Source organism: Pseudocitrobacter corydidari (assembly GCF_021172065.1).
GTDB lineage: Bacteria > Pseudomonadota > Gammaproteobacteria > Enterobacterales > Enterobacteriaceae > Pseudocitrobacter > Pseudocitrobacter corydidari.
Genome location: NZ_CP087880.1, coordinates 1,283,952 through 1,305,717, shown reverse-complemented (window position 1 = coordinate 1,305,717; position 21,766 = coordinate 1,283,952). Strand labels below are relative to the sequence as shown.

1 protein-coding gene is annotated in these 21,766 nt (G+C 60.8%); it reads right to left on the bottom strand.

Annotation, left to right across the window (positions count from 1 at the left end; translation table 11 throughout):
- Positions 1-21,672 (bottom strand): Ig-like domain-containing protein, encoded by a 21,672-nt coding sequence (locus tag G163CM_RS05985; protein ID WP_231827236.1) that lies wholly within the window; start codon positions 21,670-21,672, stop codon positions 1-3.
- Positions 21,673-21,766 lie beyond the last annotated feature (94 nt).

Here is a 21,766-nt window from a genome sequence, read left to right as displayed (position 1 = left end):
CTACACCACCATCAACTGATGATTCGCCAGCAAGGTGGCGAGGTCGGTGTGCACGCCCGTCAGCGTGACCACGTTAGTTGTCGCAAAAGTGCCGCCCGTGCCGTCGCGGTCGATCTGCACGATGGTGTCGCTGCCGCTCTGGGTGACTTTGACAAAGTCACCGATGTTTCCGGCCTGCGCATCCAGCGTCGCCACGCCGTTGACATAGCTGGCTTTGCCATTTCCGGTGTAGCCGCTGCCCTGTAACAGTTCGCGAATATCAATACGATCGGTGTCGGCGGTGCCTTCCCAGGTGCCTACGGTAAAGCCATTCACCACGTCTGAGCCGTTGCCGCCGGTGGCGTCACTGGCGTTGAGCAGTTTATAGAGCAAGGTGTCGTGACCGCCGTTGCCGATGTTGAGCGTGTCGTTACCGCCACGCCCTTCCAGTTGGTTATCGCCGCTGCTGCCGGTCAGAGTGTCGTTAAAATTCGAGCCGGAAATGCCTTCGATATTGGTAAATGTCGAGGTGTTAAAACCGGTCGCCTGTGCGGTGGTGCTGCTTAAGTTCGCGGTCACGCCCACCGTCGAAAGCCGGAAATCAACCACGTCCATGCCGCCGTTCGCAAGCCACGTTCCGTTGCCGGAGCTGTACACCCAGCCGCCGGAACCGTCGTAAGTGTCGGTGCCTGCGGTGGCAAAGAAGGTGTCGTTATAGCCGGTGCCGACGAACTTGCCGTTGTTGCTCGCGGTGCCTGCTTCTGCGCTGAGGTCATAAGCGTGAGTGGCATCGGTGGCCTGTAAACCGCCCCAGCTGGTGTTGACCGTCTGGTCGATATTGCTGGCGGTGGTGCCGGTGGATTTGATCAGCACCGCGTTGTAGGTTTCTCCGGCGTTCAGCCCGTAGAAATTGACCAGCGCCGAGGTGTCGTTAACCCCCATACCCGACTGCGGGTTGATGATTTGCGTGGCGACCAGCACTCCCGCCGAGTTGTACAGCTTCACGGTATTGCCGTAATAGACGTTAATGCCGTTAGGATCGGTGATGCGCAGGTGTAGCGAAGTGCCGTAGCTCACCGTGTTGGTATTGCGGATCAGGAACACGCTGCCCGACTGTTTGGTCACCAGCACATCCACCGCGCCGTCCCAGTCGTAGTCCATTGCCGCCACGCCGCTGGTGGTACCGCTCTGACTGCCGCCGAGTACCGACTGCGTCCAGTTGCTGGCGTTGCTGACGTTAGTATAAAGATACGACTGTCCGGTCTGCGCGATACGGGCGATATCCATCAGGCCGTCGTGGTTCCAGTCTACCGCCAGGCTAAACTGGCTGGCGTAGGTGGTTGCCGTTGCGCCCACCGCCACCGGGCTACCCAGCACGCCGTTGGTGTTGAATAACAGCGAGCCGTAGTTAGCTCTTCCCTGGCTGGCGGGCAGGAAGAGATCCATATCGCCGTCGCCATCGAAATCGGCCCAGGTCATGGAAACGCTGCTGCTCATAGCGCCACTACCCGCCCCGCTCAGGAAGGTATTGGTGGTGTTCTGCCCCCAGACAAACGTCCCATTCCCCTGGTTGATGAGCGAAGACAGCGTGTAATAGTTATTCAGGTTATAGGTGTGCTGAACCAGGTCGACTCTGCCGTCATTGTTCAGATCGACGCCGGAACCTTCGTTAAGCGAAAGATACCCCGTCACCGCCCCGCCCACCGTAGCGCTACCGCCGCTGTTCGACGTGGTGGAGTTGCCTACCAGCGTGCCCGCATTGTTCCACAGGAAAGTGTTGGAGTCCGGCCCGCCAGCGTCACCAATCCAGAAGTCGAGATAGCCATCGCCCTCTTTATCAAACGCCACTACCGAGCCGTACCACGTCAGGGTGCCGACGGCGACCAGAATGGCGCTGGAAAACGTACCGTCGCCGTTATTGGTAAAGCCGTTGATATAGCCCGTGCCGTAGTCATCACGGGTGATAAACAGATCGCCCGTGCCGTTACGGTCGTAATCAGCGATGGAGCTGGTGGCGTAGCTGTTGCCGCTCTGGTACAGCGTCAGCGCGGTCTTCGACCAGGTGAGTGGGTCGGTAGACTGCATCACCTGCTGGTTCGCCAGTACCGTCCACATCCCGTGCGTGTCGAGGCCGTAGGTCAGCCCCCAGGCGGTGGTTTTGCTGGCGGTGGTCCAGGTCGGAGTGTAATCAATCGCCGCGTTAACCGTCACCGTGCCAGTGCTGACATTGGCGGTGTTGCCGTTACCCGCCGAACTTTTTACCTGCGCGGTGACGTTATAGGCGGTCGCAGACGCCGCCAGCGCGTCGGTATCCGGCAGTTGCACATACCAGGTGTTGTGCGCCGGATCGACCACCACCGCGCCGCCTGGCTGCGAAGTGTAGGTTTTGCCGTTGATCACCACTTCAACATACTGCCCGCTGGCGAGTGCCGCGGTGATCACCCCGCTGATAATTGGCGTGGTATCGCGCGTGGTTTGATTAGTGATTTGCGCCAGCGTGGTCGGAATAGAGGTATCGACCGTCAGGATAAAATCACTGGAGGCGGTGATATTCCCCGCCAGATCCACTACCCGCGCACTGTAGGTATAGGCACCGCTGACCAGCCCGCTGTCGCTGTAGGTCCAGTTCAGTGCGCCAACCATCGTCACCGCGCCTAACAGCAGGCCGTTGCGGTAGAGGTAAACCACTTCACCGCTGGCAAGCGGGCCGGAAAGTACACCGTTCAGCAATGGCGTAGTGTCGTCGGTGGCCTGAGAACTGCTTAATGTCCCCTGCCGCTGCCCGACATCATCGGTATACGACACAATGGTCGGCGTGGCGGTGGGGTTAATCGTATCGACCACCACCGTTTTCGACACCACCGGACCGCTGTTCCCCGCCAGATCCAGCACCCGCACCTGATAAACATAGCTGCCGTCGGTCAGCGTGCGGCTGTCGGTGTAGGTCCACTGCGTGCCGTTGGTGGTGAGCGTGGTCCAGGTCGCGCCGCCATCAAGGCTAATCTGCGCCACTTCGCCGCTGGCAAGCCCCGCGCCCAGCGAACCGGTTAGCGTGAGCGTGGTGTCGCTGGTAATAAAGTCGGTTGCCGAGCTCCCCGTGTCGGTGCTGATGCTGGCGATGGTGAGTACCTGCGCCGGGTTAACGGTATCGATCAGCGCCGACTGGCTGCCGGTTGCGCCAACGTTGCCCGCCAGATCGACCACCCGCACCTGCCAGGTGGTGGTGCCGTTGGCGAGCGTGCGTCCGTCAACGTAACTCCAGTTGAGGCCGTCTGCCGAAACGGTCACGTTCACCCAGGTTGCGCCGTTGTCGGTGCTGATTTGCGCGAACTCGTTAGCGCCGAGCGCCGCGCCCAACACGCCGCGCACGGTAAGCGTGGTGTCGCTGGTAATAAAATCGCTGCTGCTGGCTCCGGTGTCATCGCTGATGCCGGTAATGGTGATACTTTTCGCCGCTTCCGGGCTGGTGGTATCGACCACCACGTTTTGCGTCGCGGTCTGCCCGACGTTGCCCGCCAGATCCACCACCCGCACCGTGTAGTTCCAGGTGCCGTCGGTCAGTGTGCGACCATCGGCATAGCTCCAGCTGGTGCCGATAACGGTTAACGTAGTCCAGGTGACACCGCCGTCGAGGCTGATTTGCGCCCGTTCATCTGCCGCCAGCGCCGCGCCGAGCGTGCCGCGCACGGTAAGCGTAGTGTCGCGAGTAACAAAATCGCTGCTGCTTAACCCGGTGTCATCGCTGATGCCCGCAATGGTGATGGTTTTGCTCGCCAGCGGCGCGGTGGTATCCACGGTGACTATCTGGCTGGCGGTGGCGCCGATATTTCCGGCGGTGTCGATCACCCGTACCTGGTAGTTGTAGTTGCCATCGGTCAGCGTCCGCCCGTCAAGATATGTCCAGGTCAAACCGCTTACCGAAAGATTCTGCCAGGTGGTGCCGCCGTCGATACTGATTTGCGCGAACTCACCGGCAGAAAGCGCCGCGCCCAGCGTGCCGCTCACCGCAAGCGTCGTGTCGCTGGTGACAAAATCGTTAGCGATCAAGCCGGTATCGGTAGTGATCGCGCTAATGGCGATGGTTTTCACTGCTGGATCTGGCGCGATGGTGTCGATCACCACGTTCTGGCTGTCGGTGGCACCGACGTTGCCCGCCGCGTCAATCACCCGCACCTGATAGAGATAGTTGCCATCGGTCAGCGTGCGGCTGTCGTTATAGCGCCAGGTCGTGCCGGTAACGGTAAGCGTGGTCCAGGTTACACCGCCGTCGATACTGATTTGCGCCGTCTCGTTACTGGCAAGCGCGGCGGTGAGCGAGCCGTTGACCACCACCGGACTAACGCTGGTGATAAAGTCGCTGGCGCTAAGGCCAGTGTCGGCTTGCAGGGAGTCGATATTAATGCTCATCGCCGGGGCGCTGAGATCGACAGTAATGGTGTGATTGCTGCTGCCGGTGTTGCCGATAGCGTTGCTCACCGAGGCGTTAATCACGTAGGCATTGCCGTCTGCCAGCGCGGTGACATCGGCGCTGCCGAGGGTGTAGCTCCAGCTACCGCCGGTCTGCACCGTGGTGGTGTAGGTTTTGCCGTTTAAAGTCACGGTCAGCGTCTGCCCGACTGGGGCGGTGGTGGTGCCGCTGATAACCAGCGACGAGCCATGTTCCGCCGCGTTCACTACATCGTCGCCCGCAAAGGTGTTGATGGTGACGGTGGGCACGTCGCCGTTCAGCGTCACGCCACGGCTGGCGCTACCAGGGTTTCCGGCCTGATCGGTGACTGACGCGCTGATGGTGTAGCTGCCGTCGCTTAATCCGGCAAACTGCTGCGCCGGAATAAACACCGACCAGCTTCCACCGCTGCCGACCGTTGCGGTCCAGCTCTGACCGTTAAAGGTGACCGTCACCGTCTGGCCCACTTCGGCGGTGGTGGTGCCGCTGATGGTCTGCCCGGCAAGCTGCTCGGCGTTGTTGATAATATCGTCACCCGCCACCGTGGCGATGGTGACCGTTGGCGCAACGGTATCGACGGTCAGGGCGTGCGTGGTTTGACCGGGGTTACCGGCGCGATCGTTCACGCTGGCGGTAATCGCCTGTGCGCCCTGACCGAGCGCGGCCAGATCTGCCGCAGGCACGTTCAGCGCCCAGCTGCCATTGGCGGCAACCGTGGCAGTGTAAGTTTTGCCGCCAAAGGTCACGGTGACCGTCTGCCCCACTTCCGCGCTGGTCGAGCCGTTAAGGGTTAACGGCTGCTGCTGTTCGGCGGCGTTGAGTCGGTCGTCCGTTGAAACGGTGTTGATGCTGATAATCGGCGCGGTGAGATCCACCGCCACGCTGCGCGAGGCCGTGGCGCTGTTTCCGGCGCTGTCCTGCGCGGAGGCGCTAACCGTATAGCTGGTGCCATCCGCCAGTGCCGCAACGTCTGCCGCCGGCACGTTCACGCTCCAGCTCCCGTTGCTCTGAATGGTAGCGCTATAGCCTTTGCCGTTAAGCAACACGGTCACCACTGTACCTGCGGCAAAGTTCGTTCCGGTGCCGCTCAGGGTCAGCGCACTGCCTGCTTCGGCGGCGTTAATAAGGTTATCGCCGCTGATAGTGCTGACCGAGAGCGACACTGCCGCCGTGTTCACCTGCACGTTGTGCGTCTGCGTGCTGCTGTTGCCTGCGCTATCGGTGATAGTGGCGCTGATAGTCACTGTGCCGTCCGCAAGGCCGGAAATCACGCTGGCAGGCACGCCAACGCTCCAGTTGCCGCTGGCATCGGTGCTGGTGACATACTGCTGCCCGGCGATGGTCACCACCAGGCGGTCGCCCGCCACCGCGCCCGTGGCGGTGCCGCTGATAATCTGCGCCTGAGTGTGTTCGACGTTGTTAATCACATCATCGCCCGCCACGGTGTTAAAACTGATCACCGGCGCGGTGGTATCGACGGTCACGCCTTTGCTGGCGCTGCCAGGGTTACCCGCCTGATCGCTGACCGTGGCGGTCAGGGTGTAGCCGTTATTGGCAAGCGCGGTTAAGTCGCTGGCGGGCAGCGTTAAGCTCCAGCTGCCGTCCGCCTGCACCGTGGTCTGGTAGTTAGTGCCATTAAGCGTGACGGTCAGTGTCTGCCCGGTTTGCGCCGTGCTGGTGCCGGATACCGTTACACCCGCAGCCGCTTCGCTGGCGTTGATGATGTTATCGCTGGCAATGGTGTTGATGGTCACCGTTGGCGCGGCACTATCGACGCTGTATTCATGCGTTGCCGTGGCGCTGTTGCCGTTGACGTTAGTCACCCGCACCTGGGCGCTGGCATCGCCGTCACGCAGGGCCGCCATATCCGCTGCCGGAACCGTGGTGCTCCAGCTACCGTTTGCCGCCACCGTGGTGGTGTAGGTTTTACCGCCAAAGGTAAGGGTAACGGTTTGCCCCGCTTCGACGCCAGACGTGCTGCCGGAGAGCGTTAATGCCGCGCCTTTTTCGGCAGCGTTAATCACATCATCGCTGGTGATGCTGTTTATGCTGATGGCGACGGTAGTGAGATCAACGGTCAGCGGATGGGTAATGCTGGTTTGCGTTCCGGCACTGTTCGCGCCGCTAACGGTAATATTCAGCGTTCCCGCAGGCCAGTTACTGACATCCGCCGCCGGAACGCCGACGCTCCAGCTACCGTTCGCCAGCACCGTGGCGGCGTAAGTTTGATTATTAATCACCACCGTCAGCGCTGTACCTGCGGCAAAGCCGGAGCTGCTACCGGTGATCACCTGCGCCTGAGCGTGTTCGATGATATTGACCACATCATCGCCCGCGACGGTATCCACCCGCAGGCCGGGCAGACTGGCGTCGATGGTGATATCGCGCGTGCCGCTGCCGGTGTTGCCAACGGCGTTGGTTACCGAGGCGTTAACCGTTAACTCACCGTTACCCAGCGCCTGCCAGTCGGCGGCAGGTACGCTCACATTCCAGCTTAAATCTGGCTGCACGGTGGCTGTGTAAGTTTTACCGCCCAGTTCAACGGTGACGGTGCTGCCCGCCGCCGCACCGGTTACCTGGCCGCTGATAGTTTGCGCGCTGCCTGCTTCGGCGGCGTTGATAATATCGTCTGTCGCTACCGGATTAATGGTGACGCCTGGCAGCGCGGTATTGACCTGCACGTTATGGCTGGCGGTGCTGCTGTTGCCCTGAGCATTGGTGACGCTCGCCGTGACGCTGTAGGTCGCTTCGCCCAGCGCACTGACCGCCGAGGCGGGCACGGTAACGCTCCAGTTGCCGGAGGCGTCGGTAGTGGCGCTGTAGTTTTGTCCGTTCAGCGTAACGGTGATCGCCGTACCCGCAGGCTGATCGCTGGTGCCGGAAAGCGCCAGATCAGATCCTTTTTCCGTCGCGTTGATCACATCATCGCCCGCGATGGTGTTGATGCTAATCACTGGCGCGCTGAGGCTGACGGTCACGGTGCGGCTGGCGTCGTCGCTGTTGCCCGCCCGATCGCTGACGCTGGCGGTGATGGTCTGTGCGCCGCTGCCCAGCGCCGTAACATCCGCTGCCGGTACACCAACGCTCCAGTTGCCGGAGGCATCCAGCGTGGTGGTGTAGGTTTTTCCGTTGAGCACAACGCTCACCACATCGCCCACTTCCCCGCCCGTGCTGGTGCCGGAGATCACCAGCGCCTGGGCGTGTTCGGCGTCGTTGATGATGTCATCGCCCGCCACGGTGTTAATGGTGAGAACCGGCGCGGTGGTGTCTACCGCCAGATTATGGCTGGCGCTGCCGGGGTTGCCCGCTTTGTCGTTGACCGTGGCGCTGACGGTGTAATTGCTTGCGGTCAGCGCGCCTAAGGCTGAAGGGGGAACGCTGACGCTCCAGCTACCGTCCGCCTGCACAGTGCCGGTGTAGGTTGCACCGTTAAGGGTGACGGCCACCGTCTGACCGGTTTCGGCAGTGCTGGTGCCGCTGATGGTGAGCGGGCTTCCCGCCTCTGTGGCGTTAAGGATGTCATCGCTAGCGATGGTGTTAATGGTGAGCGTTGGCGCGCTGGCGTCAACGCTATACGCATGGGTCGCCGAGGCACTGTTACCGCTCGCGCTGCTAACGCTGGCCTGCACATTCGCCGCGCCCTCTGGCAGAGTTGCCAGATCTGCCGCCGGAACGTTTACACTCCAGCTCCCGTTGGCGGCGACGCTTGCAGTGTAGGTTTTACCGCCAAAAGTGACGGTGACGGTTTGCCCGCTCTCAATCCCGCTGGTACTGCCGGAAAGGGTCAGGTCGGTGCCTTTTTCGGCGGCGTTAATCACGTCGTCGCTGGCAACGGTGTTGATGCTGATCGCCACCGCCGTTAAATCGACAGTGAACGGATGGCTGACGCTGACCGGATTTCCGGCGCTGCTCTGTCCTGCCACGTCAACGGCTAACGGCCCCGCAGGCCATGCGCTGACGTTTGCCGCCGGAATGCCGACGCTCCAGCTTCCGTCCGCCTGTACCGTGGCGGAATACGCTACGTCGTTGATGGTGATCGTCAACGGCACGCCTGCATTCAGGTCGCTACTGCCGCCGGTGATCACCAGCGCCTGCCCGTGCTCGATGCTGTTGACGATATCATCGCCCGCTACCGTATCCACCCGCAGCCCTGGCAGGTTGGCGTCTATGGTGATATCCCGCGTGCCGCTACCCGTATTGCCATTCGCGTTGGTAACCGAGGCGTTAATGGTCAAATCGCCATTGCCCAGCGCCTGGAGATCGGCTGCCGGAACGGTGACGCTCCAGCTTAAATCGGGCTGAACCTGCGCTGTGTAAGTGTTGCCGCCCAGCGTCACGGTGACCGTATCGCCAGCGGCGGCGCGAGTCACCACCCCGCTGATGGTTTGATCGGCCCCCGCTTCGGCGGCGTTGATAATATCGTCGCCTGCCACGGTGTTGATGGTGACGCCCGGCAGGCCGCTGTCGACCAGTAAATTCGCCTGGCTGCTGGCGGTGTTGCCCGCCGCACTGGTGGCGCTGGCGCTGACCGTATAGTTGGCCTGACCTAATGCCGCCAGATCGCTCACCGGCACGGTTAACGTCCAGTTGCCCGACGCGTCGGTGGTGGCGCTGTAGTTGTGACCGTTGAGCGTGACGGTAACCTGTGCGCCGGTTGCCAGCCCCGTACTGCCGCCGCTGATGGTCAACGGCTGGCCTTTTTCATCGGCGTTCAGGACGTTATCGCCGCTGATGGCGTTAAAGGTAATGGTCGGCAGCCCGGTATTGACCGTCACCTGATGGGTGGCGCTGCCGCTGTTACCGGCGGCATCGGTCACGCTGGCGTTGATGGTCACCGTGCCGTTTGCCAGTGCCGAGACGACGCTTGCCGGGACGCCGACGCTCCAGTTACCGCTGGCGTCCAGCACGGTGGTGAAGGTGCTGCTGCCGATAGTCACCGTCACGGTGCTGCCGGTTGCCGCTCCAGTGGCGGAGCCGCTGATAATCTGCGCCTGGGCGTGTTCCGTCGCGTTGATCACATCATCGCCTGCCACCGTGTTGATAGTGACGACCGGAACAGAAGTATCCACCGTCAGGTTGTGGTTAACCGAGGCCGGGTTTCCGGCTTTGTCGTTCACCGCCGCGCTAACGGTGTAGTTGCTGGCGGTCAGGGCGCTTAAGTCGGCTGGCGGTACGCTGACGCTCCAGCTGCCGTCCGTCTGTACGGTGCCGGTATAGTTTGTGCCATTGAGGGTGACGGTCACCGTCTGCCCCGCTTCCGCCGTGCTGCTGCCAGTGATGGTCCGCGCCGCTCCGGCTTCGGCGGCGTTAAGAATGTCGTCGCCCGCAATGGTGTTAATGGTCACCGTTGGCGCGGTAGCATCGACGCTGTAAGCGTGGGTAGTGGTGGCGCTGTTGCCGTTAACATTGCTGACGCTGGCCTGTGCGCTGGCATCGCCATCACGCAGGGCCGCCATATCTGCCGCCGGAACCGAGGTGCTCCAGGAACCATTCGCAGCCACCGTGGCGCTGTAAGTTTTGCCGCCAAAGGTGACGGTGACCGTTTGTCCGGCCTCCACACCAGTAGTGCTGCCAGAGAGCGTTAACGCCGCGCCTTTTTCGGCAGCGTTAATCACGTCATCGGCAGTAATGGCGTTGATGCTGACCGCCACCGCAGTGAGATCGACAGTCACCGGATGCGTAACGCTGACTGGGTTTCCGGCGGTGGTGTTGCCGCTGGCTGTAATCGTGACCGTCCCCGCAGGCCAGGCGCTGACATCTGCCGCCGGAACACCGACGCTCCATGAGCCATCCGCCAGCACTGCCGCAACATAGGTTTGCCCGTTAATGGTCAGCGTGACGTTGCTGCCCGCTGCCAGATCAGAGCTGCTGCCGGTAATCACCAGCGCCTGACCATGCTCGATAATATTGACCACATCATCGCCCGCCACGGTGTCAATCCGTAGACCGGGGAGATTCGCGTCTATGGTGATTTCCCGCGTGCCGTTACCGATATTACCAACGCTGTTCGTCACCGAAGCCGAAATGGTCAGCTCGCCGTTGCCCAATGCCTGTAACGCGGAGGCCGGAACATCGACGCTCCAGCTTAAATTCGCCTGCACCGTGGCAGTGTAAGTCGCCCCGCCGAGCGTGACGGTCACCGTGTCGCCTGCCGCCGCGCCCGTCACCTGCCCACTGATGGTCTGGCCCGCGCCCGCTTCGGCGGCGTTAATAATATCGTCGCCCGCTACCACGTTAATGGTGACGCCCGGCAGCGCGGTATTAACCTGCACGTTATGGCTGGCGGAACCGCTGTTGCCATCGGCGTCAGTGGCGGAAGCAGTCACCGTATAACTGGCTTCACCGAGGGCGCTCACCCGTGACGCCGGAACGGTCACGCTCCAGTTACCGGATGCATCGGCTGTGGTGGTGTAATTTTGCCCGTTGAGCGTAACGGTAATCTGCGTGCCCGCAGGCTGGTCGCTGGTGCCGGAAATCGCCAGATCCGCGCCTTTTTCCGTGGCGTTGATGATGTCGTCGACGGCAATGGTGTTAATGGCGAGCACCGGAGCGCCGAGCGCCACGGTGACAGTGTGCGAGGCCGTGCCGCTGTTGCCTGCGGAGTCGGTGACCGTGGCGGTAATGGACACATCGCCCTGCGCCAGTGCGGAAATGACGCTGGCAGGCACGCCGATGCTCCAGTCGCCGTTGGCGTCCAGCACGGTGGTATAGGTGGTCGTGCCAATCGTCACGGAAACCGTGTTACCCGTCGTCGCGCCCGTTGCCGAGCCGCTGATAATCTGCGCCTGAGCATGTTCCGTGGCGTTAATGATGTCATCGCCCGCCACCGTGTTAATGGTGACGACCGGAGCGGCAAGGTCCACCGTCAGATTATGCGTTGCCGAAGCCGGATTACCGGCTTTGTCGCTGACCGCCGTGCTCACCGTATAGGGGCTGGCGGTGAGGTTGGCCAAATCGCCGGTCGGGACGCTGACGCTCCAGCTTCCGTCTGCCTGCACGTTGCCGCTGTAATTGACGCCGTTAAGCGTCACGGTCACCGTCTGCCCGGCTTCTGCCGTGCTGGTGCCGCTGATGGTCAGCGCAGTACCCGCTTCGGCGGCGTTAAGAATATCGTCGCTGGCGATGGTGTTGATGGTGACGGAGGGCGCAGTGGCATCGACGCTATAAACATGAGTCGCCTGGGCGCTGTTACCTGCGACGCTGCTGACGCTGGCCTGGACGTTTGCTGCGCCGTCCGGCAAGGTTGCGAGATCGGCGGCTGGGATCGTTAGCCCCCAGGTGCCGCCCGTGGCAACCGTGGTGGTGTAGCTTTTACCACCGAAGATAACGGTGATGGTCTGCCCCGCTTCCACGCCGGAGGTGGTGCCGGAAAGCTGCAAATCGCTGCCTTTTTCGGCGGCGTTAATCACATCGTCAGTGGAAAGAGTATTGATGGTAATCGCCACGGCCGCGAGATCGACGGTCACCGGATGAGTAATGCTGGTTGTGGTTCCGGCGGTGTTGGTGCCAGAGACGGCAATATTGACCGTCCCCGCAGGCCAGTTTGTGACATCTGTCGCCGGAACGCCGACGCTCCAGGTGCCATCGGCGAGGACCGTTGCGCCGTAGGTGACGCTGTTGATCACTACCGTCAACGCCGCGCCTGCTGCCAGTCCGGTGCTGCTACCGGTGACCACCAGCGCCTGACCGTGTTCGATAATATTGACCACATCATCGCCTGCCACGGTATCGACCCGCAGGCCTGGCAGGTTGGCATCTATCACGATGTCGTGCGTTGTGGTGCCGGTATTATTTGCGGAATTGGTGACCGAAGCGCTAATGGTTAGCTCACCGTTACCCAGCGCCTGCAAAACGTTCGCAGGTACGCTGACGCTCCAGCTTAAATCTGACTGCACGATGGCGTTATATTGATTGCCACCAATGGTGACAATCACCGTATTCCCCGCAACCGCCGTTCCCGTGACCTGACCGCTGATGGTCTGCGCCACAACGATTTCAGCGGCGTTGATAATGTCATCGCCCGCCACGGTATTAATGATCACCCCAGGCAGGAGCGATTCGACATTCACCGTATGGGTGGTACTGCCGCTGTTGCCCGCGCTGTCGGTGGCGCTGGCGCTAATCGAATAGACCGCCTCGCCCAGGGCACCGACCGCCGAAGCAGGCACGGTAACGCTCCAGTTGCCGGAACTATCGGTAGTGGCGCTGTACGCCAGGCCGTTCAACATCACGGTGACCGTGGTGCCGGTCGCCAGACCGCTGGAGCCGCCGCTGATGGTCAGATCCTGAGTTTTCTCCGCATTATTGATGATGTCGTCGCCGGAGACGATATTGATGGTCAGCGTCGGGCCGCTAAGATCAACGGTCACATTATGGGTAGTGCTGTCGCTGTTGCCCGCGCGATCGCTCAGGCTGGCGGTGATCGTCTGGCTACCGGTCGCCAGCGCCGTGACATCCGCCGCCGGAATGCCCACACTCCAGTTACCGGAGGCGTCCAGCGTGGTGGTGTAGTTTTTACCGTTGAGCGTGACGGTCACTACATCGCCGGGTTCCGCGCCCGTGCTGGTTCCGCTCACCACCAGCGCCTGCCCGTGTTCGATGGCGTTGATAATGTCATCGCCCGCGACGGTATTAATGGTGAGATCCGGCGCGGTAACGTCCACCGCCAGCGCATGATCGGCGCTGGCCGGGTTACCCGCTTTGTCGCTCACCGTCGCAGTCACGGTATAGCTGCTGGCGGTTAATCCGCTTAAATCCATTGCCGGAACATTCACGCTCCAGGTGCCATCGGCCTGGACGGTGGTCTGGTACGTGTTGTTGTTCAGCGTGACGGTCAGCGTCTGCCCGGCCTGCGCCGTGGTGGTGCCGCTGATGGTGATCCCCGCGCCCGCTTCGCTCACGTTAAGGATATCGTCGCTGGCGATGGTGTCGATGGTCACAAGCGGCGCGGTGGCATCAACGCTGTACGCGCGATCGGCCTGGGCGCTGTTACCGTTAATGTTGCTGACGCTCGCCTGCACGTTGCCCGCGCCGTCCGGCAGCGAAGCAAGATCGGCAGGCGGCACATTCACCGTCCAGCTGCCGTTGGCTTCCACGGTGGTGGTGTAATTTTTGCCACCAAAGGTGACGGTCACCGTTTGCCCGGCTTCGACACCGCTGGTGCTGCCGCTTACCACCAGCGTTTCGCCTTTTTCAACGGCGTTGATCACATCATCGCCAGAGAGGGTATTAATGGTGATGGCGACCGCTGCCAGATCGACGGTAACCGGATGGGTTATGATGGAGGTTGTTCCGGCGCTGTTGGTGCCACTTACCGTGATATTCACCGTACCCGCAGGCCAGTTGCTGACGTCTGCCGCCGGAACGCCGAGGTTCCATGTGCCGTCGGCTAACACCGTCGCGCCATAAGTAACGTTGTTAATCTCGACCGTTAACGCCGCTCCCGCCGTTAATCCACTGCTGCTCCCGGTGATCACCAGCGCCTGATTGTGCTCAATGCTGTTAATAACATCATCGCCCGCCACGGTATCGACCCGCAGGCCAGGCAGATTGGCGTCGATCGTGATATCGCGCGAGCCACTACCCGTGTTGCCAACGCCATTGGTGACCGAGGCATTAACCGTCAGGTCGCCGTTGCCCAGCGCCTGAATATCCGCCGCCGGAACGTCCACACTCCAGCTTAAATTAGCCTGTACCGTGGCGGTGTAGGTGTTGCCGCCCAGCGTAACGGTAACCGTATCCCCCTGCGCGGCCCCCGTCACCTGCCCGCTAATGGTTTGTGCATTGCCCGCTTCGGCAACGTTAATAATATCGTCGGTCGCCACCGCGTTAATGGTGACGGCAGGCAGCGCGCTGTTGACCTGCACATTATGGCTGGCGGAATTGCTGTTGCCTGCGCTGTCGGTGACGTTCGCGGTTACCGTGTAGTTAGCTTCACCCAATGCACTGACCGCCGAGGCTGGCACCGTGGCGCTCCAGTTGCCGGAAGCATCTGTGGTAGCGGTGTAATTTTGCCCGTTCAGCGTCACCGTTATCGTGGTACCCGCTGGCTGATTACTGGTACCGGTAATTTGCAGATCCGCGCCTTTTTCCGTGGCGTTAATCACGTCATCGTCGGCGATAGTGTTGATGCCAATGGTTGGCGCGGTGAGATTCACGGTGACCGTGCGGCTGGCGTCATCGCTGTTGCCTGCCGCGTCGGTAATGGTAGCAGTGATGGTTTGCGGGCCGCTGCCCAGCGCGGTGACATCTGCCGCCGGAACGCCAACGCTCCAGTTGCCGGCGGCATCCAGCGTGGTGGTGTAGGTTTTACTGTTTAACGTGACGGTGATGACATCGCCCGCTTCGCCGCCAGTACTGGAACCGGAGATCACCAGCGCCTGTCCGTGTTCGGCGGCGTTAATGATGTCATCGCCGGAGACGGTGTTGATGGTCAGCACCGGCACGGTGAGATCCACCGCCAGGCCGTGAGTGGTGGACGCCGGGTTGCCTGCTTTATCGCTTACCGAGGCGCTAACCGTGTACTGGCTGGCAGTCAGATTGCTGAGATCCGCCGTCGGCACGCTGACGCTCCAGCTGCCGTCCGCCTGGACGGTGCCGCTGTAAGTCACCCCATTAAGCGTGACGGTTACCGTCTGCCCCGCTTCGGCGGTACTGCTGCCGCTGATGGTTAGCGGGTTGCCCGCCTCGGCGGCGTTTAAAATATCGTCGGTGGCGATGGTGTTAATGGTAAGCGTCGGGGCCGTGGCATCGACGCTGTAGGCGTGGATTGCCGAAGCCGTGTTGCCGTTAATATTGCTGACGCTGGCCTGTACCGTGGCGTCGCCGTCGCGTAACGCGCTGAGATCGGCGGCAGGTACGCTGGTTGTCCAGCTACCATCGCCCGCTACGGTGGCGGTGTAGGTTTTGCCGCCAAAGGTGACGGTGACCGTTTGCCCCGCTTCTACGCCGGAGGTGTTGCCGGAAAGGGTTAAATCTGCTCCTTTTTCGGCGGCGTTAATCACATCGTCGCCGGAAACGGTGTTAATGGAGATCGCCACAGCTGCCAGATCGACGGTGACTGGATGGGTGATGGTGACCGGGTTTCCTGCGCTAGTAGCACCTGAAACCGTGATATTCACCGTACCCGCAGGCCAGTTACTGACATCTGCTGCCGGAACGCCAAGGCTCCATGTGCCATCGGCTAATACTGTCGCAGCGTAAGTAACCGTATTAATCACCACCGTCAGCGCCGCCCCCGCTGCCAGCCCGCTGCTGCTGCCGGTTATCACCAGCGCCTGAGCGTGCTCGATGCTGTTGACCACATCATCACCCGCCACGGTATTGACGCGCAGACCTGGCAGGTTGGCGTCGATAGTAATATCTCGCGAACCGCTGCCGGTATTGCCAACGCCGTTGATCACCGAGGCGTTAACCGTCAGATCGCCATTACCGATGGCCTGAATATCCGCTGCAGGAACGTCCACGCTCCAGCTTAAATTCCCCTGCACTGTAGCGGTGTAGGTTTTCCCGCCTAGCGTTACGGTAACCGTATCGCCCGCCGCCGCGCCCGTCACCTGGCCGCTGATGGTCTGTGCCACGCCCGATTCGGCGGCATTAATAATATCGTCGCTCGCCACCGGATTAAGGGTGACACCAGGCAGCGCGGTATTGACCTGCACATTATGGCTGGCGGAATTGCTGTTGCCTGCGCTGTCGGTGACGTTCGCCGTCACCGTGTAGCTGGCTTCGCCCAGCGCACCTACGGCAGAGGCTGGCACCGTGGTGCTCCAGTTGCCGGAGGTATCGGTCGTCGCGGTGTAATTTTGCCCGTTCAGCGTCACCGTAATTGTGGTGCCTGCTGGCTGATTACTGGTGCCGGAGATTTGCAGATCCGCGCCTTTTTCGCTGGCGTTAATCACGTCATCGGTGGCGATGGTATTAATGCCAATGGTCGGCGCGGTAAGGTTAACGGTAACCGTGTGCGTCTCGTTATCGCTGTTGCCTGCCGCATCGGTAACCGTGGCGGTCACGGTTTGCGGGCCGCTGCCAAGCGCAGTGACATCCGCCGCCGGAACACCGACGCTCCAGTTGCCGGAAGCATCCAGGGTGGTGGTGTAGGTTTTACTGTTTAGCGTGACGCTAACGACATCCCCCGCTTCTCCGCCAGTGCTGGAACCGGAAATCACCAGTGCCTGCCCGTGTTCGGCGGCGTTAATAATATCGTCGCCCGCAATGGTGTTGATGGTAAGTACCGGAACGGTGAGATCCACCGCCAGATTATGCGTGGTGCTCGCCGGGTTGCCCGCTTTGTCATTGACCGTGGCGGTCAGGGTGTGGCTGCCATCGGTCAAGGCTGCGAGATCTGCCGCCGGAATATTGATGCTCCAGCTGCCGTCGGCCTGTACCGTTGCCTGATACGTCTGCACGGTCGGGCTATTGAGCGTTACCGTAACAATCTGCCCCGCTTCAGCGGTGGTGCTGCCGCTCACCGTCACACCCACATCGGCTTCGCTGGCGTTGACGATATTGTCGCTGGCGACGGTATTGATAATGATGGTTGGCGCGCTGCTGTCGACGCTGTAGTTATGCACCGCCGAGGCGCTATTGCCGTTGATATTGCTGACGCTGGCCTGCACGGAGGCGCTGCCCTCGGGTAATGCCGCTAAATCGGCGGCAGGAACGGTGGCAGTCCAGCTACCATCGCTCGCCACGCTGGCAGTGTAATTTTTCCCGCCAAAGGTCACGGTGACGGTTTGACCGGGTTCTACGTTAGTGGTGGTGCCGGAAAGGGTTAAATCAGCGCCTTTTTCTGCGGCGTTAATCACATCGTCCGTGGCGATGGTGTTGATGGTGATCGCCGCCGGCGTGAGATCGACCGTAACCGGATGCGTAATGCTCACCGGATTTTCGGCGCTACTTTCCCCGGAAACGACAATATTAACCGTCCCCGCAGGCCAGGCGCTAACCTGCGTCGCAGTGACGCCCACGCTCCAGCTACCATCGGCCTGCACCGCGGTGGTGTATTCCACATTATTAATCGTGACGGTAAGCGGCGTGCCTTCTGCCAGCCCCGAACTGCTGCCGGTGACCACCAGCGCCTGCCCGTGCTCGATGATATTGACCACATCATCGCCCGCCACCGTATCGACCCGCAGACCGGGCAGATTAGCGTCGATGGTGATATCCCGCGTGCCGCTGCCGGTGTTGCCGTTTTGATTGGTGACCGAGGCGCTCACCGTTAAATCGCCATTTCCCAGCGCCTGAATATCTGCCGCTGGAACGTCCACGCTCCAGGTGAGATTGCTGCCCACCGTCGCCGTATAAGTATTACCACCCAACGTAATAGTTACCGTGTCGCCATCTTCCGCGCCAGTCACCTGCCCGCTGATGGATTGCGCAACACCCGCTTCGGCGGCGTTAATAATATCGTCGGTTGCCACCGGGTTAATGGTCACGCCGGGCAGCGCACTGTCGACCAGCACATTATGGCTGGCGGTGGCGCTGTTGCCGATACTGCTGGTCACCGCCGCCGTTACCGTGTAGTTGGCCTGGCCCAGTGCGGTTACCGCCGATGCCGGAACGGTGACGCTCCAGTTGCCGGAGGCGTCGGTCGTGGTGGTGTAATTTTGCCCGTTCAGCGTCACGGTGATGGCAGTGCCCGCAGGCTGATCGCTGGTGCCGCTAATCTGGACATCGGCCCCTTTTTCGCTGGCGTTAATCACATCGTCGCCCGCAATGCTGTTAATGCCGATAAGGGGCGCTGCGGTATTGACCGTGACGGTCAATGACTGGCTGCCCGTGTTTCCGGCTTTGTCGGTTACCGAGACGCTGACAGGATAACTGCCGTCCACCAGTCCGCTGACAACGGAAGCCGGAACGCCCAGGCTCCAGTTGCCGGAAGCATCCACCACCGTGGTGTAATCCACATTATTCAGCGTCACGGTGACGATATCGCCCGCCTGAGCGCCAGTGACCGTGCCGCTGATGATTTGCGCCTGGGTATGTTCCGGCGTGTTAATGACGTTATCGGTCGCCACCGGATTAATGGTTACCACCGGCGGCGTGGCATCGACCAGCGCCACGCGTGAGACGCTGGTCGGGTTACCTGCGATATCGTTCACGCTGGCGGTGACGGTGGCGTTGCCGTCAGCCAGTGCGTCAACGTTGGCGGCGGGAACGGTCACGCTCCAGGTGCCGTCTGGCTGCACGACGCCCTGATAGGTCTGCCCGTTCAGCGTGACGGTCACCGTCTGCCCTGGCTGGGCGTCAGTGGTGCCAGTGATTTGCAGATCCTGACCGCTTTCGGCGGCGTTGATGATGTTATCTGCCGTCAGCGAGTCAATGCTTAAGGCCGGGGCCTGGCTGTCGACGGTAATTGTGCGTGAGGTGTCGCCAGTGTTACCGCTGATATTAGTGACCGTCGCGGTAATTTCCGCCGCACCGTCTGCCAGGCGGCTCACTGCGCTGGCAGGAACGGCCAGGCTCCAGCCGCCGCCTGCCTGAACGGAAGTGGTAAAGGTCTGCCCCGCGAATTTCACTACTACGGTTTGCCCGACCTCGACGTCCTGGGTGCTGCCCGTTAATGTCAGCGATGCCCCTTTTTCCACCGCATTAATCATGTCATCGCCGGAGACGGTATTGATAGCAATCGCCACGTCCCCCGCATCAACAACGACGTTATGGTCGATAGCGACCGGGTTACCTGCCGAATCTGCCGCACTGGCCGTCACGACGACGGTGCCTGCGGTGAGTGCCTGTAAATCGGCAGCGGGTACGCCCACCTGCCAGTTGCCGTTGCTGTCGGTCACGCCTTGATAAGTTTCGTTGCCGAGCGTTACCGTCACGGTAGTGCCCACGGGGAGATGGCTACTGCTACCAGAAATGACCAGATCCTGTTGCTGTTCGAGGGCGTTAATCACGTCATCGCCAGAAATAGTATTGATACGCAGACCCGGCAGCGTGGCGCTGATAGTGATATCACGTTCACCGTTACCGGTGTTGCCGTGTCCGTTCGTCACAGAGGCATTTATCGTTAACCCGCCATCGCCCAGCGCCTGCAAATCCGCCGTCGGAACATTCACACTCCAGGTGAGATTGTTACCCACCGTCGCCGTGTAAGTATTGCCGCCCAGTTCAATGGTGACCGTGTCGCCCTGCGCAGCGCCGACCACGCGCCCGCTCAAAGTTTGATTCGCCACGACTTCAGCGGCATTCACTACGTTGTCGCCTGCAAAGGTGTTGATAATCACCTGCGGCAGCGTGGTATCGACCAGCAGTTGCCCTTGTGCGCTACCGCTGTTGCCGTTGGCATCGGTTCCGCTGGCCGTTACAGTGTAACTTCCGTTGACCAGATTAACGACATCGCTCACCGGCACCTCTAGCGACCAGGCATTGCCGCTGGCTGTGGCGGTATAGGTATGATTGTTCAGCACCACACTGACGGTGCTGCCATCGGGCAAACTGGTGGTGCCACTTAACGTCAACGGGCGCGATGCCTCATGCGCATTCAGCACATTATCCTGACTGACAGGATCGACTGTTAGCTGAGGCGCCGTGCCGCTTAATGTGATGACGCGTGATGCACTGCCCGTATTACCCGCCGAATCGGTAACAGACACGGTGATGGTGTGCACGCCCGTTCCCAGCGCGTGGCTAACCGTGGCCGTCATGCCGACGCTCCAGCTGCCATCCGCCGAGACCGTCCCCAAAAGCACCTGATTACCGACCCTGACGGTCACTACATCCCCAGCCGATGCGCCGTTCGCCCGCCCGGAAATGATCTGCGCGACGTTCTGTTCTGCGCCGTTAAGAATGTCATCCCCGCCCACGGTATCAATGGTTATCAGCGGCGCCTGACTATCAACACTCATGCTGCTCTGCGCCTGCGCCGGGTTTCCCGCTTTATCACTCACACTCGCGGTCACGGTGACCTGGCCATCCCCGAGCGCCTGCACTTCGCTGGCTGAAATCGAAAGCTGCCAGCTGCCGGTATTGCTGACCACCGTCGTATGCGAGATACCATTGAGGGTCACCGTGACCGTTTGACCGGGCTGCGCCGTTGTCACGCCGCTTATGGTCAGCGACGCGCGATGTTCCAGCGCATTGATAACATTGTCCTGAGCGATAGCATCGATAGAGAGCGTTGGCGGTTGCGTATCGACGGTGAATGTTTGGCTGGCAGTGACACGGTTCCCGGCGGCATCAATGCCTGAAACAGTGACAGTTTGATTACCATCCGCCAATGCCTGCGCATCCGCCACAGGGATCGCGACGCGCCACGCACCGCCGCTGCCCACTTCCGTGGTGTAGGTTTTGCCATTGAGCGTCAGCGTTAGCGTGCTACCCGCGGCAAGATGCTGCGTTGCGCCGGAGAGCGTAAATCCTGCCGCCTGTTCCTGACCATTGAGTACGTTATCGCCCGACGTCGTGGCGATAGAGATAGCGGCAGCCTTGCTGTCGATATTCAGGGTGATACTGCCAGCCTGCGTTGTCTGGTCACCGTCAATTTGCGAGACGGACCATGTATGCTCGCCCGCAGACTGCGCGGGTAAGGTGATGGACCAACGGCCATCCGCGCCCACCGTGGTACTGGCAACGGTGACACCATTGCTGTCACGTATGGCGATGGTTGCCCCGGCCTGCCCGGTGCCGCTGAACGTGGGGGTGGTATCGTCAGTGGCATCCCCGTTTGCCAGCAAGCCCTGTCTGTCACCACTGTTATCGAGCGTGATAAACGAAGGTGCTGCACTTTGCGGTTCACCCGGCGGCGTAACCACTTCCGTTTTGTTGTCACCATCGCTGCCGCCACTGGCGAGCAACGCGCCGACCGCGCCGCCTGCCAGCGTACCACCGACAATCCAGCCCCACGGTAGCTCGCCCGCCGTGCTGGCCGCGTGCTCAATAAAAGGCGAAATCGAGGTAATAATGTCATTTTGCGGCGTTAACGTAACTGGCGCTAAACCTGCGGCTTCGCTATTTCCGGCGAACGAGACATGGGTTAACGTCTGCCCGTCATCAAAGACCAGTTCTGAATATTCATTTGTCGCCGGATCGACGGCAAAATAGCCGTTGCAGCGAATTATCGTGCCGTCTTTCATGTAAATCAGCAGATCGTTTCCCTGGCGAACATAATGGTCCACGCCGCTGACCGGGGAATGAATCTGCAACACCGATGGTTGATATATCACCAAAGAGGCATTATCGGACGCAATAATACTTTGTTTAACCGCACCTTTACGGGAAATAATATCAATGACAGTGTTCATTATGGTATCCAGACATTCTGGCGTTAGCTTTTCGAGGCCACGCACATGACATTACAAGCGAAAAACACACCTCTTTTTCGCCCCAGGAGTGCAA

Bases quoted from the DNA above. Each gene is read 5' to 3' on its own strand.
- G163CM_RS05985 (WP_231827236.1), bottom strand. From the start codon at position 21,672: ATGAACACTGTCATTGATATTATTTCCCGTAAAGGTGCGGTTAAACAA.